The sequence below is a fragment of the Streptomyces sp. NBC_00306 genome (genome assembly GCF_036169555.1).
Lineage (GTDB): Bacteria > Actinomycetota > Actinomycetes > Streptomycetales > Streptomycetaceae > Streptomyces > Streptomyces achmelvichensis.
On record NZ_CP108032.1, the window covers coordinates 6624083 to 6648999 of the forward strand.

Annotated in this window: 22 protein-coding genes; 8 read left to right on the forward strand and 14 right to left on the reverse strand. The window is 70.6% G+C overall.

What is annotated here, in order from left to right:
- The first annotated feature begins 7 nt into the window (after nucleotides 1-7).
- Nucleotides 8-1141 (forward strand): glycerate kinase, encoded by a 1134-nt coding sequence (locus OHA05_RS29555; protein ID WP_328862185.1) that lies wholly within the window; start codon nucleotides 8-10, stop codon nucleotides 1139-1141.
- A 1110-nt stretch (nucleotides 1142-2251) separates the two neighbouring features.
- Here the strand turns inward: OHA05_RS29555 and OHA05_RS29560 are convergent.
- The gene (locus OHA05_RS29560; RefSeq protein ID WP_328862186.1) at nucleotides 2252-2761 is read right to left on the reverse strand and encodes a hypothetical protein; all 510 of its coding nucleotides are present in this window, start codon (nucleotides 2759-2761) and stop codon (nucleotides 2252-2254) included.
- Nucleotides 2762-3049: 288 nt separating this feature from the next.
- Between OHA05_RS29560 and OHA05_RS29565 the strand changes: the two genes are divergently transcribed.
- Genes OHA05_RS29565 through OHA05_RS29585 form a run of 5 tightly spaced genes read left to right on the forward strand, consistent with a single transcriptional unit; the run spans nucleotide 3050 to nucleotide 7910 of the window.
- A complete protein-coding gene (locus OHA05_RS29565; protein WP_328862187.1) occupies nucleotides 3050-3853 on the forward strand; it encodes an ABC transporter ATP-binding protein in 804 nt (267 codons plus the stop codon).
- Entirely contained in the window at nucleotides 3850-4665 is an 816-nt protein-coding gene (locus OHA05_RS29570; RefSeq protein WP_313943232.1) for an ABC transporter ATP-binding protein, read from the forward strand. The genes OHA05_RS29565 and OHA05_RS29570 overlap by 4 nt, the downstream gene beginning before the upstream one ends.
- Complete coding sequence (locus OHA05_RS29575) at nucleotides 4662-5552, forward strand: branched-chain amino acid ABC transporter permease (protein WP_313943231.1); 891 nt, start codon at nucleotides 4662-4664, stop codon at nucleotides 5550-5552. Before OHA05_RS29570 ends, OHA05_RS29575 begins: the two co-directional genes overlap by 4 nt.
- A gap of 55 nt (nucleotides 5553-5607) precedes the next feature.
- Nucleotides 5608-6660, forward strand: coding sequence for a branched-chain amino acid ABC transporter permease (locus OHA05_RS29580; RefSeq protein WP_328863477.1), 1053 nt, complete (start codon nucleotides 5608-5610; stop codon nucleotides 6658-6660).
- Nucleotides 6657-7910 (forward strand): ABC transporter substrate-binding protein, encoded by a 1254-nt coding sequence (locus OHA05_RS29585; protein WP_313943230.1) that lies wholly within the window; start codon nucleotides 6657-6659, stop codon nucleotides 7908-7910. Before OHA05_RS29580 ends, OHA05_RS29585 begins: the two co-directional genes overlap by 4 nt.
- Nucleotides 7911-8001: 91 nt before the next feature.
- Here the strand turns inward: OHA05_RS29585 and pssA are convergent, their stop codons facing one another.
- The 9 genes from pssA to OHA05_RS29630 form a co-directional block, all read right to left on the reverse strand.
- On the reverse strand, nucleotides 8002-8856 hold the full coding sequence (pssA, locus tag OHA05_RS29590) for a CDP-diacylglycerol--serine O-phosphatidyltransferase (RefSeq protein WP_313948811.1): 855 nt from the start codon (nucleotides 8854-8856) through the stop codon (nucleotides 8002-8004).
- Nucleotides 8849-9505, reverse strand: a complete 657-nt coding sequence (locus tag OHA05_RS29595) for a phosphatidylserine decarboxylase (RefSeq protein ID WP_313943229.1) — start codon at nucleotides 9503-9505, stop codon at nucleotides 8849-8851. Before OHA05_RS29595 ends, pssA begins: the two co-directional genes overlap by 8 nt.
- Nucleotides 9506-9686: 181 nt before the next feature.
- Nucleotides 9687-10892, reverse strand: coding sequence for an acyl-CoA dehydrogenase family protein (locus tag OHA05_RS29600; RefSeq protein ID WP_328862188.1), 1206 nt, complete (start codon nucleotides 10890-10892; stop codon nucleotides 9687-9689).
- A 2-nt stretch (nucleotides 10893-10894) separates the two neighbouring features.
- Complete coding sequence (locus OHA05_RS29605) at nucleotides 10895-11419, reverse strand: MaoC family dehydratase (protein ID WP_313943227.1); 525 nt, start codon at nucleotides 11417-11419, stop codon at nucleotides 10895-10897.
- Between the two features lie 5 nt (nucleotides 11420-11424).
- Entirely contained in the window at nucleotides 11425-12384 is a 960-nt protein-coding gene (locus OHA05_RS29610) for an HpcH/HpaI aldolase/citrate lyase family protein (protein WP_327678760.1), read from the reverse strand.
- Nucleotides 12381-14393, reverse strand: a complete 2013-nt coding sequence (locus tag OHA05_RS29615; protein WP_313943225.1) for a protein meaA — start codon at nucleotides 14391-14393, stop codon at nucleotides 12381-12383. The genes OHA05_RS29610 and OHA05_RS29615 overlap by 4 nt, the downstream gene beginning before the upstream one ends.
- A gap of 14 nt (nucleotides 14394-14407) precedes the next feature.
- Complete coding sequence (gene ccrA, locus OHA05_RS29620) at nucleotides 14408-15745, reverse strand: crotonyl-CoA carboxylase/reductase (protein ID WP_328862189.1); 1338 nt, start codon at nucleotides 15743-15745, stop codon at nucleotides 14408-14410.
- A 477-nt stretch (nucleotides 15746-16222) separates the two neighbouring features.
- Nucleotides 16223-17068 carry a TetR family transcriptional regulator gene (locus OHA05_RS29625; RefSeq protein WP_391837744.1) on the reverse strand — a complete coding sequence of 282 codons (846 nt, stop codon included), beginning with the start codon at nucleotides 17066-17068 and terminating at the stop codon, nucleotides 16223-16225.
- A 142-nt stretch (nucleotides 17069-17210) separates the two neighbouring features.
- The gene (locus OHA05_RS29630) at nucleotides 17211-18992 is read right to left on the reverse strand and encodes a 3-hydroxyacyl-CoA dehydrogenase family protein (RefSeq protein ID WP_328862190.1); all 1782 of its coding nucleotides are present in this window, start codon (nucleotides 18990-18992) and stop codon (nucleotides 17211-17213) included.
- Nucleotides 18993-19350: 358 nt separating this feature from the next.
- On the opposite strand from OHA05_RS29630, the gene OHA05_RS29635 reads away from it, so the two are divergent.
- Nucleotides 19351-19917, forward strand: coding sequence for an adenylosuccinate lyase (locus OHA05_RS29635; protein ID WP_313943221.1), 567 nt, complete (start codon nucleotides 19351-19353; stop codon nucleotides 19915-19917).
- A 319-nt stretch (nucleotides 19918-20236) separates the two neighbouring features.
- Here the strand turns inward: OHA05_RS29635 and OHA05_RS29640 are convergent, their stop codons facing one another.
- Entirely contained in the window at nucleotides 20237-20830 is a 594-nt protein-coding gene (locus OHA05_RS29640) for a hypothetical protein (RefSeq protein WP_328862191.1), read from the reverse strand.
- Nucleotides 20831-21009: 179 nt separating this feature from the next.
- On the opposite strand from OHA05_RS29640, the gene OHA05_RS29645 reads away from it, so the two are divergent.
- Nucleotides 21010-22716, forward strand: a complete 1707-nt coding sequence (locus tag OHA05_RS29645; RefSeq protein WP_328862192.1) for a helix-turn-helix domain-containing protein — start codon at nucleotides 21010-21012, stop codon at nucleotides 22714-22716.
- Here the strand turns inward: OHA05_RS29645 and OHA05_RS29650 are convergent.
- The 3 genes from OHA05_RS29650 to OHA05_RS29660 all read right to left on the reverse strand — a co-directional run bounded on the left by OHA05_RS29650 (nucleotide 22706) and on the right by OHA05_RS29660 (nucleotide 24775).
- Entirely contained in the window at nucleotides 22706-23206 is a 501-nt protein-coding gene (locus OHA05_RS29650) for a GNAT family N-acetyltransferase (RefSeq protein WP_328862193.1), read from the reverse strand. The genes OHA05_RS29645 and OHA05_RS29650 overlap by 11 nt on opposite strands.
- Nucleotides 23207-23230: 24 nt before the next feature.
- Nucleotides 23231-23638 (reverse strand): RidA family protein, encoded by a 408-nt coding sequence (locus OHA05_RS29655; protein ID WP_313943217.1) that lies wholly within the window; start codon nucleotides 23636-23638, stop codon nucleotides 23231-23233.
- Between the two features lie 102 nt (nucleotides 23639-23740).
- On the reverse strand, nucleotides 23741-24775 hold the full coding sequence (locus OHA05_RS29660) for an Rv2578c family radical SAM protein (RefSeq protein ID WP_313943216.1): 1035 nt from the start codon (nucleotides 24773-24775) through the stop codon (nucleotides 23741-23743).
- Between the last annotated feature and the right edge of the window lie 142 nt (nucleotides 24776-24917).

Below are 24917 nucleotides of genomic sequence, written 5' to 3' on the forward strand. Positions count from 1 at the left end.
TAGCAGAGTGACGGACGGAGCAGTTCATCAGCCCGCGCGCGTGCTCGTGGCGGCTGACAAGTTCAAAGGCTCGCTCACGGCCGTACAGGTCGCGGAGCGGGTGACGGCGGGCCTCCAGCGGGTGGTGCCCGGCCTGGAGGTGGAGACCCTGCCCGTCGCCGACGGCGGCGACGGCACCGTCGCAGCTGCGGTGGCGGCCGGTTTCGAACGCCGTGAGGCCCAGGTGACCGGCCCTCTCGGCCAGGCCGTGACGGCGACCTACGCCCTGCGGGACGGCACCGCCGTCGTGGAGATGGCGGAGGCGTCCGGCCTCCAGCACCTTCCCGAAGGGGTCTTCGCGCCGCTCACCGCCACCACCTACGGCTCGGGCGAGCTGCTGCGTGCCGCGCTCGACGCGGGCGCCCGCACGATCGTCTTCGGCGTCGGCGGCAGCGCGACGACCGACGGCGGCGCGGGCATGCTGGCCGCGCTCGGCGCCCGTTTCCTCGACGAGGGCGGTGCGCCCGTCACCCCCGGCGGCGGTGGTCTGCGGGAGCTGGCCACCGCGGATCTGTCCGGGCTCGACCCGCGCTTCAAGGACGTGGAACTCGTCCTCGCCAGCGACGTCGACAACCCCCTCACCGGCCCGAAGGGCGCGCCCGCCGTGTACGGCCCGCAGAAGGGCGCGACACCGCAGGACGTGGCCACCCTGGACGAGGCGCTGACCCACTACGCCTCGATCCTGGGTCCCGACCAGGCCGGTCTGCCCGGGGCGGGTGCGGCGGGCGGTATCGGCTACGGGGCGCTGGTCGCGCTCGGCGCGAGCTTCCGCCCCGGTATCGAGGTGATGCTCGACGTGCTCGGGTTCGCCCCCGCCCTGGCGCGAGCGACCCTGGTGATCACCGGCGAGGGTTCCCTCGACGAGCAGACCCTGCACGGCAAGGCACCGGCGGGCGTCGCGGCGGCGGCGCGCGCGCAGGACATCGAGGTCGTCGCGGTCTGCGGCCGGCTGACCCTGCCCCCGGAGGCCCTCGGCCGCGCGGGCATCCGCCGTGCCTACGCCCTGCTGGAGCTGGAACCTGACCCCGCCCGCTGTATGGCGGAGGCGGGCCCGCTGCTGGAGAAGGTGGCGGAGAACATCGCGCGGGATTTCCTGACGTGAGCTGAGCCGGGGTGGCGGGGGCGGCGGGGGCGCGCAGGGAAGGTGCGGGCCGGGTACCCGGGGCCGGGTGGCGCACGTCCGGCGTCCACGGGCCCGTCGCTGCTTCGGTCGGCGAGCGAACGACGCGTTCGTGAAGCGGCACGCTGCCGGAGCCGAGGGCCCGCCCCTGCTGGAGCTGGAGCCGGACCCCGTCCGCTGCTGGAGAAGGTGGCGGAGAACATCGCGCGGGACTGCCCGACGTGACCTGAGCCGTGGCGGCGGGGCACGGCCGGGATGTGCGGGCTGGGCCCCGGGCCGGGCGCGCGCCCGGCGCCCACGGGCCCGTCGCTGCTCCGCTCGGCTCGGCGAGGCCGCGATGTGTTCGTGAAGCTGCCTGCTGCATGAGCCGCGGGGGGCGACCGTCAGTCACGGGCGGCCGGCGCGCGTCGTGCCAGGCGGGCCCGCAGGCTGCCTTCGCACTCCTCGGCGCGGAAGAGCCGGCCGCGGGGGCCTCTCCATCTGGTCGGCAGAGGTCTGCTGGCAGGTGCGTGTGCGTCCCAGGAGGGCAGCGCGCTTTTCAGCGCCGAGCCGGTCGTCGCGCCGAGTCCGTCGTCCGCACTGAGCCGGTCGTCCCCGCCGAGTCCATCGACCGCCCTAGCCGGTCAGCCGCCGGCCGGTCGTCCCCGCCAGCCCGTCGTCCGCCCCGGGCCGAGCCGGTCGTCCCGCCGGTCAGCCGCCGCGGATCGGTCGTCCGTATCGAGCCCGTCGCCCGCGCCGAGTCCATCGACCGCCCTAGCCGGTCAGCCGCCGGGCCGGTCAGCCGCCGGGCCGGTCGTCCCCGCCGAGTCCATCGACCGCCCGAGCCGGTCGTCCCGGCCAGCCCGTCGTCCGCCCCGAGCCGGTCGTCCCGCCGCGGATCGGTCGTCCATTGGGCCGGTCGTCCGCAGCCGAGCCGGTCAGCCGCCGCGCATCGGTCGTCCGCATCGCGCCGATCGTCCCCGCCGAGTCCATCGACCGCCCGAGCCGATCGTCCCGCCGAGCGGTCGTCCCTGCCAGCCCGTCGTCCGCCCCGGCCGGTCATCCATATCGAGCCGGTCGGTCGTCGGAGCCGCCCGGTCGACCCGGTCCGTATCAGCCCTGTGCGTCCGCGAGTGCGATCGGGCCGCGCGGGCCGCCCGTGATGCGTCGCGCCTCCTCCATGACCGCGGCCGTCACCCGGGCCACCGCTCCGTCGTCGCCCTCGATCACGGCGTACTCGTCGTCGAGCTCGACGAGCCGCTCGGCCAGGGGCAGTTCGTGCCCGAATAGCTGCTGGAGCCGGAACGTGAGTTCCCAGGGCGCCGACTGGCCGGACAGCATGCGCCGGGCGAGCGCTCGCACAGTCGCCTCCTCACGGGCCTCGCCCGCGACCGTATGGAAGGCCACACCGAGCTCGTCCAGCGCCACGAGGAGCAGGTCGTGCACGGCGTAGCCCGCCTCGGCGCGGGTGCAGGCCGCCAGCTGCCGGAGTCCGGGGCCCTCCAGTCCGGCGACGAGCGCGTCGCAGGCCGCGTCGACGACATCGGCCGCGGGGATCTCGCCCACGCTCCAGAGCGTGGCACGGTCCTGGAGTTCACTCAGCGCTGCTTCGGGCGACGGCATCCGGCCATGATCCCCATGTCCCGGGGCCACGGTCGAACGGGTTTCACGGCAGCGGCCGTTCTGCAGCCCGCTCGGTGGGACTCGCACGCCCCGCGCCGATGTCCACCACATGCCCCGCAACCACCCGCCGCCGAGGGTGGCGGCGCTTGTGCCCGTGCACAAGGTGTGCGCTGCGCCGCTGGTCATCCGCAGCGATTCGCCCCGGCGGCGTGGACGGCCGGGCAGCGCCGGTGGTGATGTGAGGCACCACAGGGGCACGCAGGACACAGGCCCCGGAAGGGGGACTGCATGGCCGCCTCGCTCGAGGTACGAGCACTGTCCGTCGGCTACGGGCCGGTGCGGGCGCTGCGTGAGGTCTCCGTCGATGTGCCGGAGGGCAGGATCGTCGCCGTGCTCGGCGGCAACGGCGCGGGCAAGTCCACCCTGCTGCGCGCGATCTCACGCACCCTCACCTTTCAGCGGGGCCGGGTCACCGCGGGCTCCGTCCACTTCGAGGGCCGCCCGCTGGACGGGCTCAGCCCGGCGCGCGTCGTGGCCGCCGGAGTGGTCCAAGTGCCCGAAGGGCGGCAGGTGTTCGCACGGATGACGGTGGCCGACAATCTGCGGGCGGGCGCACTGGGGGCGCGTGGCGGCCGGCGGGAGGCCGCCGCGGCGCTCGCCCGCGTACACGAACTCTTCCCGGTCCTGGCCGACCGCGCCCACCAGCGGGCCGGTCTGCTCTCCGGCGGCGAGCAGCAGATGCTCGCGCTGGGCAGGGCGCTGATGGCACGGCCCCGGCTGCTGCTGCTCGACGAGCCGTCCCTGGGACTCGCCCCGCTGATGGCCGAACGGATCGCGCAGACCGTCCAGGAGATCAACACCGCCGGCACCTCGGTCCTGCTGGTGGAGCAGAACGCGGCGATCGCGCTGCGGCTCGCCTCCACGGCGTACGTCCTGGAGGTCGGCGAGGTCGCCCTGGAGGGACCCGCGGACCGGCTGGCCGCCTCCGACGAGGTGCGCCGGCGCTATCTGGGAGTGGTCGACGAGGAGGCCGCGGAGGACGCCGTACGGGCCGAGGCGGCCGCACCGGCGCTGCGGAGGTGGTCCGCATGACGGCCCCGGACACGGCCGCTGCCGTGGACGACGCCGCCGCCACGCCGGCGCTCACCGTCTCCGGCCTCACCGTCCGCTTCGCCGGTCTCACCGCGCTCGACGACGTCTCCTTCACCGTCGCGCCCGGCAGTGTCCATGCCGTCATCGGCCCGAACGGCGCGGGGAAGTCCACCTGCTTCAACGTCCTGTCGGGTGTCTACCGCGCCACAGCCGGCACGGTCCACTTCGGCGACAGCGAACTCACCGGCCTGCCCCCGCACCGCATCGCGGCGCTCGGTGTCGCCCGCACCTTCCAGAATCTCGCCCTCCCGCCGCACGCCACCGTCGCGGACAGCCTGCTGCTCGGCCGCCACCGGCTCACCCGCGCCGGCTTCCTCTCCGCCGGGCTGCGGCTGCCGTCCGCCGCCCGCGAGGAACGGCGCCATCGGGAACGCGTGGGCGAGATAGCGGAGTTCGTCGGGCTCGCGGCCGATCTCGGCCGTCCTGCCGGAGCGCTCCCGTACGGCAAACAGAAGCTTGTCGAGCTGGGCCGCGCGCTGTGCATGGAGCCGCGGCTGCTCCTGCTCGACGAACCCGTCGCGGGCATGACCGCCGACGAGCGGCAGCAGACCGCCGCCGTCATCGCGGGCGTGCGCGACGGTCTCGGCATATCCATCGTGCTGGTCGAACACGACATGGGGGTGGTGATGCGGCTCGCGGACGCCGTGACCGTACTCGACTTCGGGCGCCGGATCGCGGACGGCACCCCGGCCCAGGTGCAGAGCGACCCGGCGGTCGTCCGGGCTTACCTCGGAACAGGTGCGCAGGCATGACGACCTTCACCGAACTTCTTCTCGGCGGGCTCTCCATCGGCTCCGTCTACGCCCTGATCGCCCTCGGCTTCGTCGTCATCTTCAAGGCCACCGAGGTCGTCAACTTCGCCCACGCGTCCCTCCTGCTGGCCGGCGGCTACGTCACGGCCGTCCTCCACGACGACATCGGCTTCTGGGCGGCGCTCGCCGTCGGCATCGCGAGCGCGGCCGTGGTGGGAGCCGCCGTCGAGTTCTTCGTGATGCGCCGCTACCGCGGCTCCGACCACAGCGTCCTCGCCATCGTCACCATCGGTGTCGACATCCTGCTGACCACCGAACTCACCCGTCGTATCGGCACGGACGTCCTCGCCCTCGGCGACCCGTGGGGCGACCGGGTGGTCACCATCGGCGACATCACCATCGCGCAGACCCGGATCGCCGCGTTCGTCGCCGCCGCCCTCCTCATCACCGCGTTCCTGCTGGCCTTCCGCTTCACCTCCTGGGGAGTGGCCATGCGGGCGGCCGCAGAGAACCCGCAGACCGCCGCGCTGATGGGGGTGCGGCTCGGCAGGGTCTCGCTCGCCGCGTGGGGCGTGGCGGGCGGCCTCGCGGCCGTCGCCGCGCTGTTCCTCACGGTCTTCCCGACCCCCGGGCTGGAACGCGCCACCTCGCTCGCGGCGCTCAAGGCCTTCCCCGCCGCGATCCTCGGCGGACTCGACTCCACCACCGGCGCCCTCGCGGGCGGGCTGATCGTCGGTGTCACCGAGTCGTTCGCCACCGGGTACCAGAGCGAACTGTCCTTCCTGGGCCGGGGCATCGGCGATCTCGCGCCCTATCTGGTGATGGTGCTCGTCCTGCTCATCAGGCCGGCCGGACTCTTCGGCACGAAGGAGCCCGCGCGTGTCTGACACCCTGCCCGAGACGCTCGACAAGGCCCCGTCCCTCAGGGCGCCCAGGGTCTCGGTGGCGTTCAGGAACCCCCGGGCCTACGCCTGGATCCTGGGCGGTCTCCTCCTCCTCGCCCTGCCCTTCTACCTCGACCGCTTCTGGCTCCAGGCCGGACTGTTCGCGATGGCCGCGGCGATCGGCGCCATCGGCATCAATCTGCTCACCGGCGCGACCGGCCAACTCTCCATGGGCCACGCCTTCTTCCTCGCCGTCGGCGCGTACGGCTACTGCGTCCTCGCGGGCGGCGACGAGGCCGAGAACGGCCACCGTCTCACCGGCCTCGGCCTGCCGACCTGGCTGGCCGCGATCCTCGCCGTCCTGCTCGCCGGCGCGGCGGGCGGCCTGTTCAGCCCCATCGCCGGCCGGCTGAGCGGGGCGTATCTCGGTATCGCCACCCTCGCCCTGATCTTCATCGGCCAGCATGTGCTGTTCAACGCGAGTGATCTGACAGGGGGGTTCAACGGCCGCGCCGTCCCGCCGCTGTCCCTGTTCGGCTTCACCTTCGACGACACGGAGGTCGTGATCGCCGCCGTGCCGTTCCAGTCGGCGGAGAAGCTCTGGTACGCGGCCCTGGTCGCGCTCCTCGCCTGCGGGCTGTTCGCCCGCGGTGTGCTGCGTGGCCGCCCCGGGCGCGCCATGAACGCCCTGCGCGACCACCGCATAGCGGCGGGCGTGATGGGAGTTCCGGTCGCCCGCTACCGGGCCGCCGTCTTCGTCCTCTCGTCGATGTACGCGGGTCTCGCGGGTGTTCTGCTCGCGCTGGTCTTCCAGCGCACGGTCCCCGAGTACTTCGGCATGATCCTCTCGCTCGAATACCTCGCCATGATCGTGATCGGCGGTCTCGGCACGGTCGCGGGCGCGGTCGTCGGCGCGGCGTTCGTGTCCCTGCTGCCCCAAGTGCTCACCCACTACAGCGACAGCCTCCCGCTGGTCGCCGCCCCGGGCACGGGCGGCGTCTCGCCGGGGGAGGCGTCGCGCTATCTGTACGGCGCCGCGGTGGTCGCGGTGGTGCTGTTCCTGCCCGGCGGACTCACCCGCCCGACAGTGTCCCGACGGGAGAAGACATGAAGCCGAAGAGATACATGGCGGTGCTGGCCGTACTGGCGCTCAGCGCCGTCGGTTGCAGCGAGAAGGCGACGAGCGGTGACGGCGGTGGGAAGGACGCCGGGGGAGTGAAGACCGGTGAAGGTGTCACCGCCAAGACCATCACGCTCGGTGTGCTCACCGACATGACCGGTGTCTACGCCTCACTCGGCAAGAGCGTCACCCAGGCCCAGCAGCTGTGGGCGAAGCAGACCAACGCGGCCGGCGGTGTCTGCGGCCGGCAGATCGAGCTGACCGTGCGCGACCACGGCTACGACCCGCAGAAAGCCCTCGCCGGCTACACCGAGCTCGAACCGAAGGTGCTGGGCTTCGCGCAGTTCATCGGCTCGCCGTTCGTGGCGGCCGTCAAGCAGCGCATCGACGGCCAGGACAAGGGCCTCGTCCTGCCGCAGGCATGGTCGGCCAGTCTGCTCGGCAGCCCGTACGTCCGGGTGGTCGGCGCGACGTACGACATCGAGACGATCAACGCGATCGACTATCTGCTCACCCAGAAGCGCATCGCCAAGGGCGACAAGATCGGTCACGTCTACTTCGAGGGCGACTACGGCGAGAACGCCCTCGCCGGTTCCAAGTACGCGGCCCAGCAGGCGGGCCTCAGCATCGTCGAGCAGAAGATCAAACCGACCGACAACGACATGTCGGCCCAGGTGGCCGCGCTCAAGAAGGCGGGCGTCAAGGCCGTCGTCATCAGCGCCGGACCGCGGCAGGCGGCCTCCCTCGTCGGCGTGGCGGCCGCCGGCGGCTTCAATGTGCCGGTCGTCGGCAACAACTCCGCCTACGCCCCGCAGCTCCTCGCGACCCCGGCGGGGCCCGCGCTGATGAAGGACTACTACGTCGCCGCCTCCACCCTCCCCATCGGCGCCACGGACGCGGCGCCGGCCAAGCTGGCGAAGGAGTACGCGGCCGCCTACCCCAAGGACGGCCTCGACAACGGTGTGGTCGCCGGGTACACGGCCATGGGGGTCTACGGCGAGGTGCTGAAGAAGGCCTGCGCCGACAAGAACCTCACCCGGGAGGGCATCGACAAGGCCCTGCTGACCCTCTCCGCGTACGAGAGCGGCTTCGGCATCACCCACGACTTCTCCGACCCGGCAGCGCCGTCGACCCGGCAGAGCGTCATCATGAAGCCGGACAACAAGGTCCCGGGCGGACTGAAGGTGGTGCGGCCCGCGGCCGTGGCGAAGGCGGCGGAGTCCTTCAAGAGCGGCGGCTAGGACGTGTCCCACCGCGGCTGAACCTGTCGCACACACGAGGAGGGCCCGGGTGCGGATCGCACCCGGGCCCTCCTCGTATGCCGTCGCCGTGTCAGGGCTGAGCCGCCCTGGCCTCACGGCTCTCACGACGGTTGTCACGGAACGTGTTCACCCGTCGTGCCGTTGCGAACAGCGGGATCGTCGCCGCCAGCACGATCTGCAGCGCGCAGCCGGTCTGCAGCAGCAGCTGGCCCGCCGGGGCGTCGAACGCCCAGGCCGCCAGCAGACCCATCGCGGCCACGATCCATCCGAGCATCGCCACCGCCAGGACGCCCCGCGGCTTCGGGTACTCGACCCGGCTCACCATCAGCCACGCCGTACCGATGATCGCCAGCAGCGTCGGGATGAACGGCAGCTCCAGCAGGACGATCGAGACCACCGTGAGCGCGCCGAAGGGGCTCGGCATGCCCTGGAACATGCCGTCCTTCAGGGTCACGCACGAGAATCTCGCAAGCCGCAGGACCACCGCCAGGAGCACCACGATCGCGGCCACCGCCGAGACCCGCTGGTGGGCGTCGTCCGCGACCATGCCGTACACGAGTACGAAGTAGGCCGGGGCGAGCCCGAAGCTGATCAGGTCGGAGAGGTTGTCCAGCTCCGCACCCATCGGCGAGCTGCGCAGCTTGCGCGCCACGAGCCCGTCGCAGAGGTCGAAGATCGCGGCGAGCAGCATCAGGATCACGGCGGTGGCGGCACTGTGCCGCGCCATGCCGGTCTCCTGGCTGCCCTGGAGATGCGGGATGAGGATGCCGGTGGTGGTGAAGTACACCGCCATGAATCCACACGTCGCGTTACCGAGCGTGAGGGTGTCCGCTATTGACAGCCGCAGAGAGAGAGGCATCTCCTCCGCGTCGTCCTCGGCGTCGTCCTCGGCGACCCAGCCCGCCTGTGCGTCGGGATCAACCACGGTCAATGCGAGTCACCCCCGCGGTCGTGGTCTGACCGACCTCGACAGCGACATCGACACCTTCCGGAAGGTAGATGTCCACGCGCGAGCCGAAGCGGATCAGGCCGATACGGTCGCCCTGCTCGACCTTCGTGCCCTGCGGCACGTAAGGAACGATGCGCCGCGCGACGGCACCGGCGATCTGCACCATCTCGATGTCACCGAGCTCGGTGTCGAAGTGCCAGACAACGCGCTCGTTGTTCTCGCTCTCCTTGTTGAACGCCGGCACGAAGCCGCCGGGGATGTGCTCCACGGACGTCACCGTGCCCGCGAGGGGCGCGCGGTTGACGTGGACGTTCAGCGGGCTCATGAAGATCGCGACCCGGGTGCGCCCGTCCTTCCACGGCATGATGCTCTGCACCACACCGTCGGCCGGAGAGATGACGCGACCCTGAGTGATCTCGCGCTCGGGGTCGCGGAAGAACCACAGCATGCCCGCCGCGAGCGCGGTGGCGGGCACGGCCACGACCGCCGCGCGCCGCGAACGGCGCGAGCGGGCGAGGCTGAGGGCGGCGGTGGCGACGGTCGGCAGAAGCCACGGCGATGCTCCGCGCGCGAGGCGTACGCCACGGAGGCTGTCGCGAGGTGCAGAGGTTTGGCTGTGGGGCATGGATGACCTTCGTAGCGGATGATGCCGCGCTGGCAACGGGGGACGGCGGCTTTCCGAGCGATGTTATCGGTTGTGAGCCGTAACTGGGAAAGCCAGAAGCCGAGTCGGTCGGCCGGAAACCCTCAGAGAATGCTGACAGGGTGTGATCTTCTTCGCGGCCGAACCGCCGCGAAAGCGACAATCATCCCTGGAACCGGTACTCCTCGAGCAGCCTGCGTCCAATGATCATTTTCTGGATTTCGGCGGTACCTTCACCGATCAACAGCATCGGAGCCTCGCGGTAGAGGCGCTCGATCTCGTACTCCTTGGAGAAGCCGTAGCCGCCGTGGATCCGGAAGGCGTCCTCGACGACTTCCTTGCAGTACTCGGAGGCGAGGTACTTCGCCATCCCTGCCTCCAGGTCGTTTCGTTCCCCGGAGTCCTTTTTGCGTGCCGCATTCACCATCATCGCATGCGCGGCCTCGACCTTGGTAGCCATCTCGGCCAGTTTGAACTGGATCCCCTGGTGCTGGGCGATGGGCTTGCCGAAGGTGTGGCGCTGCTGTGCGTACGAGACGCCCAGCTCAAAGGCACGTTGCGCGACACCGCAGCCACGTGCCGCGACATTGACGCGGCCGACCTCGACGCCGTCCATCATTTGGTAAAACCCTCGGCCGGTGGTGCCGCCGAGTACCCGATTGGCCGGAATGCGCAGTCCGTCCATGATGAGTTCGGTCGTGTCGACGCCCTTGTAACCCATCTTGTCGATCTTCCCGGGGATGGTGAGGCCCGGACGGACCTCTCCGAAGCCGGGCTCCTTCTCGACGAGGAAGGTCGTCATCGACTTGTGCCGGGCGGTGCCCTCCGGGTGTCCTTCGTCACTCCGGCACAGAACGGCCACCAGATTCGACGTTCCGCCGTTCGTGAGCCACATCTTCTGGCCGTTGAGGATGTACTCGTCGCCGTCCCTGACGCCCTTGGACGTGATGGCCGACACGTCCGAGCCGAGCGCCGGCTCCGACATGGAGAACGCGCCGCGCACCTCGCCCAGCGCCATCCGGGGCAGGAAGGTGTCCTTCTGCTCCTGGGTGCCGTGCTGCTTGAGCATGTACGCCACGATGAAATGCGTGTTGATGATGCCCGAGACGGACATCCAGCCACGGGCGATCTCCTCGACGCACAGCGCGTACGTGAGCAGCGACTCGCCCAGACCGCCGTACTCCTCGGGAATCATCAGCCCGAACAGGCCGAGCTCCTTGAGGCCTTCGACGATCTGCGTCGGGTACTCGTCGCGGTGCTCCAGCTCGGTGGCGACCGGGATGATCTCCTTGTCGACGAAGTCCCGGACCGTCGACAGGATTTCCTGCTGGATGTCGGTCAGCCCGTGCGTCTGGGCGAGTCGGCTCATGACTACTTCTCCGGCTTCTTGGAGGGCTCGATCAACTCCGGGCGGCCGGGCTGCTCGCCGCCGCGCTCCTTGATGTACGTCTCGGTGGGGACCATCACCTTGCGGCGGAACACGCAGACCAGCGTGCCGTCCTGCTTGTACCCCTTCGTCTCGACGTGGACGATGCCGCGGTCGCTCTTGGACCGGGACGGCGTCTTGTCGAGCACGGTGGTCTCGCCGTAGATCGTGTCGCCGTGGAACGTCGGCGCGACGTGCTTCAGCGACTCGATCTCCAGGTTGGCGATGGCCTTGCCGGAGACGTCCGGCACGGACATACCGAGGAGCAGCGAGTAGATGTAGTTGCCGACGACGACGTTCTTGCCGAAGTCCGTCGTCTTCTCCGCATAGTTCGTGTCCATGTGGAGGGGGTGGTGGTTCATGGTCAGCAGACAGAAGAGGTGGTCGTCGTACTCGGTGACCGTCTTCCCGGGCCAGTGCTTGTAGACCGCCCCGACCTCGAACTCTTCGTAGGTGCGTCCGAACTGCATGGTGCTCAGGCCTCCGGGGCTTCGAACGTCGAGGTACGGGTCATGCCCGCGGCACGGCCCTTGCCCGAGATGACCAGGGCCATCTTGCGGCTGGCCTCGTCGATCATCTCGTCGCCGAGCATCGCCGAGCCCTTCTTGCCGCCGGCCTCGGACGTGTAGTAGTCGTACGCGTCCAGGATCAGCTCGGCGTGGTCGTAGTCCTCCTGCGAGGGCGAGAACACCTCGTTGGACGCCTCGACCTGACCCGGGTGCAGGACCCACTTGCCGTCGAAGCCGAGCGCCGCGGCCCGCTGGGCGACGGCCTTGTAGCCCTCGATGTTCTTGATCTGGAGGTAGGGGCCGTCGATCGCCTGGAGGTTGTTGGCACGGGCGGCCATCAGGATCTTCATCAGGATGTAGTGGTAGGCGTCCGCCGGGTAGCCGGGCGGCTGCTCGCCGACGACCAGCGACTTCATGTTGATCGACGCCATGAAGTCGGCCGGGCCGAAGATGATGGTCTCCGTGCGCGGGGAGGCTTGGGCGATCTCGTTGACGTTGTTCAGACCCTGCGCGTTCTCGATCTGCGCCTCGATGCCGATCTTGCCGACCTCGAAGCCCATCGTCTTCTCGATCTGGGTCAGCAGCAGGTCCAGCGCCACGATCTGCTGGGCGTCCTGCACCTTCGGCAGCATGATGCAGTCGAGGTTCTGCCCGGCGCCCTCGACGACGGTGACCACGTCGCGGTAGGTCCACTCGGTGGTCCAGTCGTTGACCCGCACGACCCTGGTCTTGCCCGTCCAGTCACCCTCGTTGAGGAACTTCACGATGGTGTGCCGGGCGTCCGGCTTGGCGAGCGGCGCGCAGGCGTCCTCCAGGTCCAGGAAGACCTGGTCCGCCGGGAGGCCCTGGGCCTTCTCCAGGAAGCGCGGGTTGCTGCCCGGCACTGCGAGGCAGGAACGGCGCGGCCTCAGACGGTTGACAGTCATGCGGGGACCTCCAGAGGGTCGAGCTTGTTCGCTTTCCGGATCTCGTCGACGATACGGCCGATGATCTCGGTGATGCCGAAGTCCTTCGGGGTGAACACGGCGGCCACGCCGGCCGCTTTCAGAGCGGTGGCGTCGGCGTTCGGGATGATTCCGCCGACGACGACCGGGATGTCCGGCGCCCCCGCCTCGCGGAGCCGGTCCAGCACGTCGGGCACCAGCTCGGCGTGCGACCCCGACAGGATGGACAGGCCCACGCAGTGCACGTCCTCGGCCAGCGCCGCGTTGACGATCTGCTCGGGCGTGAGCCGTATGCCCTGGTAGACCACCTCGAAGCCGGCGTCGCGGGCGCGTACGGCGATCTGCTCGGCGCCGTTGGAGTGCCCGTCCAGGCCCGGCTTGCCGACCAGCAGCCGCAGCCGTCCCGAGCCGAGCTCGTCGGCGGTGCGGGAGACCTTGTCGCGGACGACCGCGAGCGGCGTGCCCGCTTCCGCGGTGACCGCGACAGGTGCGCTGGAGACGCCCGTCGGGGCGCGGAACTCGCCGAACACATCGCGCAGCGCCCACGCCCACTCGCCGGTGGTGACACCCGCACGGGCGCACTCGACGGTGGCCGCCATCAGGTTCTCGGTCCCCGCGGCGGCCTTCTTCAGCGCGGTGAGCGATTCCGTGGCACGGGTCTCGTCGCGGTTGTCCCGCCACTCGTGCAGCTTGGCCACCACCCGCGCCTCGTTCTCCGGGTCGACCGTCATGATCGCCGTGTCGAGGTCGGCCGTCAGCGGGTTCGGCTCGGTGGTCTCGAAGATGTTCACGCCGACGATCTTGTCGTCGCCGCCCTCGATCCGCGCCCGCCGCTCCGCGTGCGAGGAGACCAGCTGCGACTTGAGGTACCCGGACTCGACGGCCGCCATCGCGCCGCCCATCTCCTGGATCCGGGTGATCTCCGCCAGGCACTCGTCGACCAGCGAGTCCACCTTGGCCTCGATGACGTGCGAGCCGGCGAAGATGTCCTCGTACTCCAGCAGGTCCGACTCGTGGGCGAGGACCTGCTGGATGCGCAGGGACCACTGCTGGTCCCACGGCCGCGGCAGACCGAGCGCCTCGTTCCAGGCCGGGAGCTGCACCGCGCGGGCGCGGGCGTCCTTGGACAGCGTGACGGCCAGCATCTCCAGCACGATGCGCTGGACGTTGTTCTCCGGCTGCGCCTCGGTGAGCCCCAGGGAGTTGACCTGGACGCCGTAGCGGAACCGGCGCTGCTTCTCGTTCTCGATGCCGTACCGCTCACGGGTGACCTGGTCCCAGATGCGGCCGAACGCACGCATCTTGCACATCTCCTCGATGAAGCGGACACCGGCGTTCACGAAGAAGGAGATACGGGCGACCACGTCGCCGAACTTCTCCGCCGGCACCTGACCCGAGTCCCGCACCGCGTCCAGCACCGCGATCGCGGTGGACATCGCGTACGCGATCTCCTGGACCGGCGTGGCGCCCGCCTCCTGCAGGTGGTAACTGCAGATGTTGATGGGGTTCCACTTGGGGATGTTGGCGACCGTGTACGTGATCATGTCGGTGGTCAGCCGCAGGGAGGGCACGGGCGGGAAGACATGCGTCCCGCGCGACAGGTACTCCTTGACGATGTCGTTCTGCGTGGTGCCCTGAAGCCGGGTGGCGTCCGCGCCCTGCTCCTCCGCGACGACCTGATAGAGCGCCAGCAGCCACATCGCGGTGGCGTTGATCGTCATCGAGGTGTTCATCTGCTCCAGGGGGATGTCCTGGAACAGCCTGCGCATGTCACCGAGATGCGAGACGGGAACCCCGACCCGGCCGACCTCGCCGCGGGCGAGGATGTGGTCGGGGTCGTAGCCCGTCTGTGTCGGCAGGTCGAAGGCGACCGACAGACCGGTCTGGCCCTTGGCGAGATTGCGCCGGTAGAGCTCGTTGGACGCCTCGGCGGTGGAGTGGCCCGCGTACGTCCGCATGAGCCACGGCCGGTCCTTCTGACGCTCTGTCATGTGTGGGACCTCAGTCAGACGTTGCGGAAGCGGTTGATGGCGTCCACGTGCTTCTCGCGCATCTCCTCGTCGCGCACACCCAGACCCTCGCTCGGGGCGAGAGCGAGGACGCCGACCTTGCCCTGGTGGAGATTGCGGTGCACGTCGTACGCGGCCTGGCCGGTCTCTTCGAGGGAGTAGACCTTGGAGAGGGTGGGGTGGATCTTGCCCTTGGCGATCAGGCGGTTGGCCTCCCATGCCTCGCGGTAGTTGGCGAAGTGGGAGCCGATGATGCGCTTGAGCGACATCCACAGGTAGCGGTTGTCGTACTCGTGCATGTAGCCCGAGGTGGAGGCGCAGGTGGTGATGGTGCCGCCCTTGCGGGTGACGTAGACGCTCGCCCCGAAGGTCTCGCGGCCGGGGTGCTCGAAGACGATGTCGATGTCCTCGCCGCCCGTGAACTCGCGGATGCGCTTGCCGAAGCGCTTCCACTCCTTCGGGTCCTGCGTGTGCTCGTCCTTCCAGAACTTGTAGCCCTCGGCGCTGCGGTCGATGATCGCCTCGGCGCCCATCGCGCGGCAGATGTCCGCCTTCTGCTCGCTGGAGACGACACAGATCGGGTTGGCGCCGCCGGCCAGGGCGAACTGGGTGGCGTAGGAGCCGAGTCCGCCGCTGGCACCCCAGATCAGGACGTTGTCGCCCTGCTTCATGCCCGCGCCGTTGCGCGAGACGAGCTGACGGTACGCGGTGGAGTTCACCAGGCCCGGGGCTGCGGCCTCCTCCCAGCTGAGGTGCTGGGGCTTGGGCATCAGCTGGTTGGACTTGACGAGTGCGATCTCCGCCAGGCCGCCGAAGTTGGTCTCGAAGCCCCAGATCCGCTGCTCGGGGTCGAGCATCGTGTCGTTGTGGCCGTCGGAGGACTCGAGCTCGACGGACAGGCAGTGGGCGACGACCTCGTCGCCGGGCCGCCAGGCGTTGACGCCGGGCCCGGTGCGCAGGACGACGCCCGCCAGGTCGGATCCGATGACGTGGTAGGGCAGATCGTGGCGCTTGGTGAGTTCCGAGAGCCGTCCGTAGCGCTCCAGGAAGCCGAAGGTGGACATCGGCTCGAAGATCGAGGTCCAGACGGAGTTGTAGTTCACCGAGCTGGCCATGACGGCCACCAGTGCCTCGCCGGGGCCGAGTTCGGGCACCGCGACGTCCTCGACATGGATGGACTTGCGGGGGTCCTTCTCCTTGGTTTCGAGGCCGTTGAACATCTCGACCTCGTCCTTGTGCACGGTGACCGCGCGGTAGGACTCGGGGATGGGCAGTGCGGCGAAGTCGGCGGGGGTGCTGTCCGTCGACTGAATGGCGTCCAGGATGTCCTTCACGGGTGCCTCCGGCGAAGCGCGTTTCGGGGAACGCTGAGGGGAACGTCGGTGTGCTGCTGTGTGGAGGTGTGCCGTCGGTTCGGCGGGTGGTGCGGGTGTGGCGGCGCCGGTGGGCGCGAAGGGTGCCTGTGACGCAGGCGTCCGGGCCGCAAACTCAGGGTTTGCTGGGACAGTCGGCGTACGAATGGTCTCTGCACGCCGGCCGCCCGGACAACTTCAACGTATGGCACGGCGTGCCATGTGACAAGACACTGCGTGCCAACAATTTCTCTCAGTTGTCATCCGGGGGGCACGTATGAGCAACAACGGCCGCCCCCGAGGGGGCGGCCGTTGCTCACTGTGAGTGACCGAATGCGCTCCGCTGCTCGGAGCGGGGGGCCCGAGGGTGATTCCCGGGGTGGCCCGGGGGTCGCGGGTACCGCCATCCGTATGAACTTCAGGGCCTGGCGGAGGGGTCAGAACCCCCGGCACACCGGGTCAGGCGCGGCGGTCCTGAAGCGCCCGCTCGATCGTGCGCATCACGTCGTCCAGCGGCGCGTCCGTACGCGCCACGGCCACCAGGACCTCGCCCTCGGTGGTCACCGCCGCGGCCGGTGCCGGATCGCCGGAGCGGGGCGCGGACGCCGTGGGCACCCCGTCCCGTGAGCGGCCTGCTCCTATGCCGGTGCCGAAGGTGTCGCGGACGATCGCGAAGGCGTGGTCGAGCTGGGTCTCCACGTCGCCCTGGCCGCCGGCGCGCAGCCAGCGGCGCAGCACGTGGTTGTGCGCGGTGACCACCGCGGACGCCGCCACCTCCGCCAGCAGCGGATCGTCGTTGCCGTCGTGGTGGTCGCGCTCGTCGAAGTGCCCCAGCAGATAGCGGGTGAACAGCCGCTCGTAGCGGGCCACCGAGGCGATCTCGCGCTCCCGCAGGGTCGGGACCTCGCGGGTCAGCCGGTAGCGCTCCACGGAGACGGCGGGGGAGGCCGCGTACATCCGCATGACCTCCTTGATTCCCCGGCACACCGTGTCGAGCGGGTGCTCGTGGGGCGGAGCCGCGTTCAGCACCGCCTCGGCCCGTACGAGCGTGTCGTCGTGGTCCGGGAAGATCGCCTCTTCCTTGGAGCGGAAGTGGCGGAAGAAGGTCCGCCGCGCGACGCCCGCGGCCGCCGCGATCTCGTCCACCGTCGTCGCTTCGTAGCCCTTGGTCGCGAACAGTTCCATCGCCGCGGCGGCCAGTTCGCGCCGCATCTTGAGGCGCTGTGCGGCGGCGCGACTGCCGGCTGCGCTCTCCGGGGCGTCGGACGTGGCCTTGGTACGGGCGGGCTTGGCGGGCTGCGGCATGACCTGAACGTACTGCATCCGTGCAGGAGAGCGCGCCTGTGGGTGAGGAGCGCCCGCCCCTGTGGCGGGGGCGGAAACGGGGGCCGGAGCCGGGGGCGGACCGTCCGAGGGATCGAGCAGTCCGCCCCAGCCGGCGGTGTGATCAGCGGCGGGCATATTCGCGGAAGCCACGCCCGGTCTTCCGGCCGAGGCAGCCCGCGGCCACCAGGTGCTCCAGCAGTGGCGCGGGAGCGAGACCCGGGTCGCGGAACTCGCGGTGCAGCACCTTCTCGATCGCGAGCGAGACGTCGAGCCCCACCACGTCGAGGAGTTCGAAGGGCCCCATCGGGTAGCCGCCGCCCAGCTTCATGGCGGCGTCGATGTCGTCGAGGGTGGCGTAGTGCTCCTCGACCATCTTGATCGCGTTGTTCAGGTACGGGAAGAGCAGTGCGTTCACGATGAATCCGGCGCGGTCGCCGCAGTCCACCGGGTGCTTCTTGATCTTCGCGGTCACCGCGCGGACCGTGGCGTGGACGTCGTCGGCCGTCAGGACGGTACGGACGACCTCGACCAGCTTCATCGCCGGCGCCGGGTTGAAGAAGTGCATGCCGATGACGTCCTGCGGGCGCGAGGTGGCGCGGGCACAGGCCACGACCGGCAGCGAGGAGGTGGTGGTGGCGAGCACCGCACCCTCCTTGCAGATCTTGTCCAGGGTGGCGAACAGCTGCTGCTTGATCTCCAGGTCCTCGGCGACGGCCTCGACCGCGAGATCGACGTCCGCGAAGGCGTCCAGGGAGCCGGCGGGAGTGATCCGGCCGAGCGTCTCGTCCCGCGCCTCGGCCGTCATCCGTCCCTTGTCGACAGAACGGGAAAGAGACTTGGTGATACGGGACTTGGCCGTCTCCGCCTTCTCCAGCGAGCGCGCGGCGAGCACCACGTCGTAGCCCGCCTTGGCGAAGACCTCGGCGATGCCGCTCGCCATGGTCCCGGAACCAGCCACGCCCACGGAACGGACCTCACGGCCACCCGCTCCCTCGGCCGCCGGCTGCGGGGTGAGCGCGTCCGGCACCGGGGTCGCGGCAGCGGGTGCCGCGTAGGTGTAGAAGCCGCGCCCCGCCTTGCGGCCGGTCAGACCGGCCTCGCTCAGCTGCTTGAGGATGGGGGCCGGCGCGTGCAGCCGGTCGCGGGACGCGGAGTACATCGCGTCGAGAACCGTCCGGGCGGTGTCGATGCCGATCAGGTCCAGCAGTGCCAGCGGTCCCATCGGCAGGCCGCAGCCGAGCTTCATCGCGGCGTCGATGTCCTCACGGGAGGCGTACTTGGCCTCGTACATCGCGGCGGCCTGGTTGAGGTAGCCGAAGAGCAGACCGTCGGCGACGAAACCGGGCCGGTCACCCACGGCGACGGGCTCCTTGCCGAGTTCACGCGCCAGCGCGGTGACCGCTTCGACGGCGGCGGGCGCGGTCAGCACCGAGGAGACGACCTCGACCAGCTTCATCGCGGGGGCCGGGTTGAAGAAGTGCAGCCCGAGCACGCGCTCGGGGTGCGAGGAGTCGGCGGCCAGGCGGGTCACGGACAGGGCGTTGGTGCCGGTGGCGACGATGGTCGTGGGGCGCACGATGCCGTCCAGCGCACGGAAGACCTGCTGCTTGGCCTCGTACGACTCGGACACCACCTCGATCACGAGATCCGCGTCGGCGGCCGCCTGGAGATCGGAGAACGTGCGGAAGCGGGCGAGCGTGTTGCGGCGCTCCTCCTCGGTGATCCGCTCACGCTCCACGGCGCGTGCGGTGGAGGCTTCGAGGGCGACGACGGCCTGGCGGGCGGCCGCGGCGCTGATGTCGATGCCGATGACCTCACGGCCGGCCCGGGCGAGCACCTCGGCGATGCCGGTGCCCATGGTGCCGAGGCCGACGACGGCAATGGTGTGGAGAGGGGTGTCCATCAGGGGACTCCAGGGATGAGTGACGACTGAAGAAGAGGTGCGCGCGGGGAGATGCGCACGGGCGGTGCGCGTGGGGAGGTGCCAAAGGGGCGCACGGCGCACGTCGATTGCGTGTCGTGGTGCAGGGCCGGCGGACTCTGTCCCGGAGTCACGCCGTACGCGATACGTCCACCGACGCATCACGGTGCTTGCCGAACCGACTGCACTCGCGGCGGCTGCGTCACCAGGCCACCGGGAGCTCTGCGGGGGTTACCCGCTCACTTGAGATTAACTCGCCAGTAACGAGCGCGCCAGACCTGGTCCGGTGTGATCTGGATCGCCGCCGTGCGCGGCCCCTGCCGTCGCTACGCTGACCGGCATGGACGAGGAGTTATGGTCCCTGGCCCAGCGGCTGAGGGGCGAGTCGGGCGGCTCGGTCGCCTATGAACGGCTGCTGGCGACCGAGGACCAGGAGGAGCTCGCGGGCGTCCTCATCGAACAGGAACGCCCCTTGTGGGCGCGGGAGATGGCAGCCTTCCGGCTCGGGTGCGCGGGGGACCGGCGGGCCTTCGAGGCCCTGGTACTGCTGCTCAACCACCGTGATCCGGCGCGCTGTGTCTCCGCCGCGCACGCGCTGGCCGCGCTGGGGGACCCCCGTACCCCGCGAGCGGCGGCCGCGCTGGCCACGAACGAGCTGAGGGTCGCCTATGCCCTGGTGCCGGTCCGGCTGCTCACCCGCCTGCGCGCCCCGGAATCCGCACCGGCCCTGATCACGGTGCTCCGGCGGCGGCTGGCGCCGGGCGATCCGCACTGGCGGGTGGCGCTCGCCTGTGTGGAGGGTCTCGGGGCACTGGGCGACCGGCGCGCGGGGGACATACTGCGATCCGCGCGGACGCATCCGCGTCTGACGGCGGCGGCGGAGGCGGCGCTGGCCAGGATCGGGTGACGAGGCCGGCGAGGCCGCGGGTGCCCTACGGTCCCGCCGCGGAGGCGCTTGCTGGGCGACCGGGCACGGGGGGTCCACAACGCCAGCGGGCTCCGGGCCGCGGAAACGCAAGCGGGGAGATGCGCAAGCCGGGGAGAAGTGCAAGCCGGGGAGAAGTGCAAGCGGGCTCCGGGCCGGAAGAGATTCCGGACCCGGAGCCCGCGGGCTCCCCCGATGTGCCCGTCGGGGTCGGTAGAACCCGACGGGCAGTCTGTGGCGTGCTCGTGCGCGCCGGTCCCGCGCCGGCCCGCGCTGTCGGTGGGCCGGCGCCGCGAGAGGATCAGTAGAGCTTGGCGACCGCCGTGCGCGTGGTCTTCCGGAACCCGTCCAGCGGCGCTCCGTCCAGCTCGCCCAACTGGCTCCAGCGGACCACCGTCAGGGCCTTGCCGTCGCGGCCGACCGAGTAGAGCGCGATGTCGGAGGAGCCGATCTCGGTGTCGTGGGTGTCGATGCTGTAGACGTTCGCACCTTCCTCCACATCGACCCTGCCGTGGTGGAAGGCCTCGCCCTCGATGGTCGGGTACTGCTCCTTCATCCGGTCGAGGCAGCTCTCGACCGATGCCCGGAGCTTGGTGACGAGCGCCTTCGCCTTGGCCTCGGTGGCCGCGACCGTGATGGTCTGCTGCGCTCCGGTGTCCAGCTCGGTCCTGAACTCCCGGTGCTTGCTGGCGGCCTCGGGCGCGACTCCCTGGGTGCAGAAGTCGTCGCCCGTGCCGGGCTTCACCGGGTCGGCGTGCCAGGCCGTGGAGGCGGCCGGCAGCTGGGAGGCGGACAGGAAGGCGGGCGTCACGGGAGCGGCGGTGGCCGCGCCGATCGTGACGACCGTCAGACCGACGGCCGCCGTGGTCAGGGCAGCGGTGCGGAACATGTTCATGAAAGGACTTCCCCGTTGTTCGTGGTTGGTGGAGCGATCACCAGCTTTGACGGCTCGTGAAGTGGCGGCAAGCACCTGAGGCACGTCCGGAACCGTGGAACCATTCCACCCCTGCTGACGTGGGACTCTTCAGCAGGGGTGAAACGCCGTCCTGGGACGGCCGGGGGGAGTTGAAAGGCGTGAGCACACCGCGAGAGTCCGAGACCGAGGCGTTCGCGCAGCGGCTGCGCGAGATCCGGGACGCGTCGGGCCGCAGCTACGGCGCTCTGGCACGTCGGGTGGGCGTCAGCGCGTCGACCCTGCACCGGTACTGCTCGGGAAGCACGGTGCCGGTGGAGTTCGCGCCGATCGAACGACTGGCCCGGCTGTGCGGGTGCGCCGGTGACGACCTGATCGCGCTGCACCGGTTGTGGGTTCGGGCGGACGCCGACCGCCGCCGGCGCATGGAGAGCGGCGGTGGGCGGGCCGACGCAGGTGCCCCGCACGGCACTTCGGGCTTGGCGGCCACCGCGGCCACCGCGGCCACCTCGGCCACGTCGGCCGCCTCGGAGGTATCGGACACGTCGGGCACCTCCGGGGCGTCGGGCAATCCCGCTTCGGGCACCCCCGTTTCGGCCGGCCCCGTTCCGGCCACCCCCGCCGACGACGCGAGTGTCGGTCGCCCCGTCCCGGGCCGGCTCCCGCACGCAGACCAGGTATCCGCAGAACGTCCCGCGCGAGCGCCCGCACGGGTGACCGTGCCGGCGGCCGTGCCCGCATGGGCCGGCTCGCGTCTGTTCCGTCGTCCCGCTGCCTACGCCGCCGCCCTCGTCGCGTCCGTCCTCGCGCTCGTCCTGCTCATGGCCTTCGACCAGTCACCGCTCTCGGCCGCTGACCGACAGCGCCCGACCGCCCAGCAGCCCGGCGACCAGGACACGGGCACCTCTCAGCCGCCTGGGGGCGGCTCCGCTCCCCAGGAGCTCACCACTCCCGGGGCGGCCGGTACGGATTCCGCGGAAGGGGGGCACGGCTCGGGGGAGGGGAAGAGCCCCGATCCCCGGACGAAGGCCACCCGGGCGCCCGGTGGGTCCCAACCCCGCGGAAACGGCACGCCGTTCACCTGGACCACGGATCAGCATGTGTGGCAGAACGGCTGCGGCCACACCTATCTCGTGAAGCGCGGCCCCTCCGCCGTACCCCCTCCGCCGGCCGAGGCCGACGCCGAACAGTGGGCGCGGTCCGTGGGTGCGGTGCACGCGGGCGACGCGGGTGTACGGATCACGGTGCAGGGCCGCAACGACACGGCCGTCGTGCTTCAGGGCATCCAGGTCCGGGTGGCCGCGCGACGGGCACCACTGAAGGCCGACGCCTACAGCATGAGCCCCGGCTGCGGCGGATCGATCACTCCCCGGCTGTTCGACGTGAACCTCGACGCCTCCCGCCCGGTCGCCCGCTCCGTGGCGGGCAACGATGCCGGTGACGCGATCCCCGCGCTCTCCTTCCCCTACAAGGTCTCGGCGAAGGACCCGGAGATCCTGCTGGTCACCGGCCGCACGGTCACCTGTGACTGCGACTGGTTCCTGGAGCTGGCGTGGAGCAGCGGCGACCGGTCCGGCACCGTGCGCATCGACGACCACGGGCGCCCGTTCCGCACGAGCGGTTACCAGGGCAGGCCGGTCCACGAGTACGACTCCGGTTCCCGCCGCTGGATCTCGGCAGGGAGCGAGACGGACGCCGAAAGGGACGCCGATACGGAAGGGGACGGCGGCACGGAAGCGGGCGCCGAACGAGGCGCGGACGCCGAGTCGGGTGCGGGCACGCAAGCCGGTGCCGGGACGAGGGCGGGCGCACATCCGTCGGCGGCACCGGTCCGGCCGTTCAGCGAAACGCCAGGAGCTAGCCGGTGAGAGACCGCGTGTAGCGGACCTCCGGTACCGGCACACCGTCCACGTCGAAGAGTTCCTCCGCGCCGTCGGGAGTGAAGCCTGCCCGTTCGTAGAACCGGCGCGCGCGGTCGTTCTCCTTGAGCACCCACAGCTCCATCCCGCGGAACCCGGCCTCCCACGCCCGGAGCGTCAGCTCCTCCATCAGCTCACGCCCCACCCCTGTGGCGACCTGCTCGGGCAGCACGTATATCGCGTACAACTCGCTTCTGTCGGCGGTCGTGCCCGCGTCCCTGCTCGGCCCGAAGCAGCCCCAGCCGACCACGGTGCCGTCCCGCTCCGCGACCACATTGGTCACCCGGCCCGCGCTCCGGGCGAAGAAGCCGCGGCGCTTCTCCGCGTCCTCGGCCACACTCATCGCGTCGAGGTAGGACTGCGGCATCAGCCCCGCGTACGCGGCCTGCCAGCCTCGCACCCGGACGGTGGCGACGGCGTCGCAGTCATCGATCGTCATGTCCCGGATCCGCACCCCCACGGCTCAGTTCTCCTCCCCGACCAGCGCGAACGCCTCGATCTCCACGAGCAGTTCGGGCCGGAACAGGGCAGCCACCTGGACCGCCGAACTCGCCGGCAGGTGCTGCCCGGCGAACACCTCGTCCCGGGCGGCACGCACCGCGGGCAGCTGCGCCACATCGGTCACGAAGTAGGTCAGCTTCACGACGTCCGAGAACGTCGCACCCGCCGAGGCGAGACACCGGCGGATGTTCTCGAACACCTGCCGCGCCTGCGCCGCGGGGTCGCCCTCGCCCACGATCCTGCCGTCCTCGTCGAAGGCACACTGCCCGGATATCGCGACGAACCGGCCGGTGCCCCAGACGACATGGCTGTAGCCGGTGCCGGGGGCCACGCCGTGAGGGGCTTTCACATGGGTGAGCTGTGCAGTCATGCGTACATCCTTGCGTACGCCACTGACAATCCGGACCGACGGCCCCCTCGCCCGCCTGCTCACCGGCCCCTCGCTGCCCCGCCCGCCCGGCGGGCGGCGCCCTCAGAGCAGGGTCAGCTGCGTCGGCGCCACAGCCTCCTCGACCGCCGCCTCCGGCGTACGGATCCGCCGGGGCATCCCGCGGTCCGCCGGTCCGATCCCGAACTCGGCCGCCAGTTCGTGGACATGGCGGGTGATCCGCCGCTGGTACCACTTCGGTGCGTACGCCCCCTCCGCGTACAGCCGCTCGTAGCGCCGTACGAGATGAGGGTGGTGCTCGGACACCCAGGCCATGAACCACTCACGCGCACCGGGCCGCAGATGCAGGACGAGCGGGGTCACCGACGTGGCCCCGGAGGCGGCGATCGCCTTCACCGTCGCCCGCAGCTGGTCCGGGCGGTCTCCGAGGAAGGGGATGACGGGTGCCATCAGAACCCCGCAGCCGATGCCGTGGTCGGTGAGGGTGCGGACGACGTCGAGGCGGCGCTCCGGTGCCGGTGTGCCCGGTTCGACCGTGCGCCACAGTGTCTCGTCGATGAAGCCCACCGACACGGATATCCCGACGTCGGTCACCTCCGCCGCCTGCACCAGCAGATCCAGGTCGCGCAGGATCAACGTCCCCTTGGTGAGGATGGAGAACGGGTTCGCCCGGTCCCGCAGCGCCGAGATGATGCCCGGCATCAGGCGGTAGCGCCCCTCGGCCCGCTGGTAGCAGTCGACGTTCGTGCCCATCGCGACATGCGCGCCCTGCCACTGGCGGGACGCGAGCTGGCGGCGGAGCAGATCGGGGGCGTTGATCTTCACCACGATCTGGGAGTCGAAGCCGAGGCCGGTGTCGAGATCGAGATAGCTGTGGGTCTTGCGGGCGAAGCAGTAGACGCAGGCGTGCGAGCAGCCGCGGTAGGGGTTCACCGTCCACTCGAACGGCATGCGGGAGGCACCGGGCACCCGGTTCAGAATCGAACGCGCGCGGACCTCGTGGAAGGTGATCCCCCGGAACTCCGGTGTGTCGAACGTCCTGGTGGTCACCGCGGACGTCCCGAACAGCGCGGTCTCCCCGGCCGTTGCGGGGTTCTCGACCAGATTGTCCCAGCGCATGGTCGCCTCCTCGGTAGCACTGACCCCAGAATAGAACACGTGTTCCCTTGATCACTGCAACCCCTGTGTGAAGGCGGGTGCGCCGGCGGCGCCGACGCCGCGGATTTGGGTGCCCGCACCCGAGGTGGTTGGCTAGCGCCAC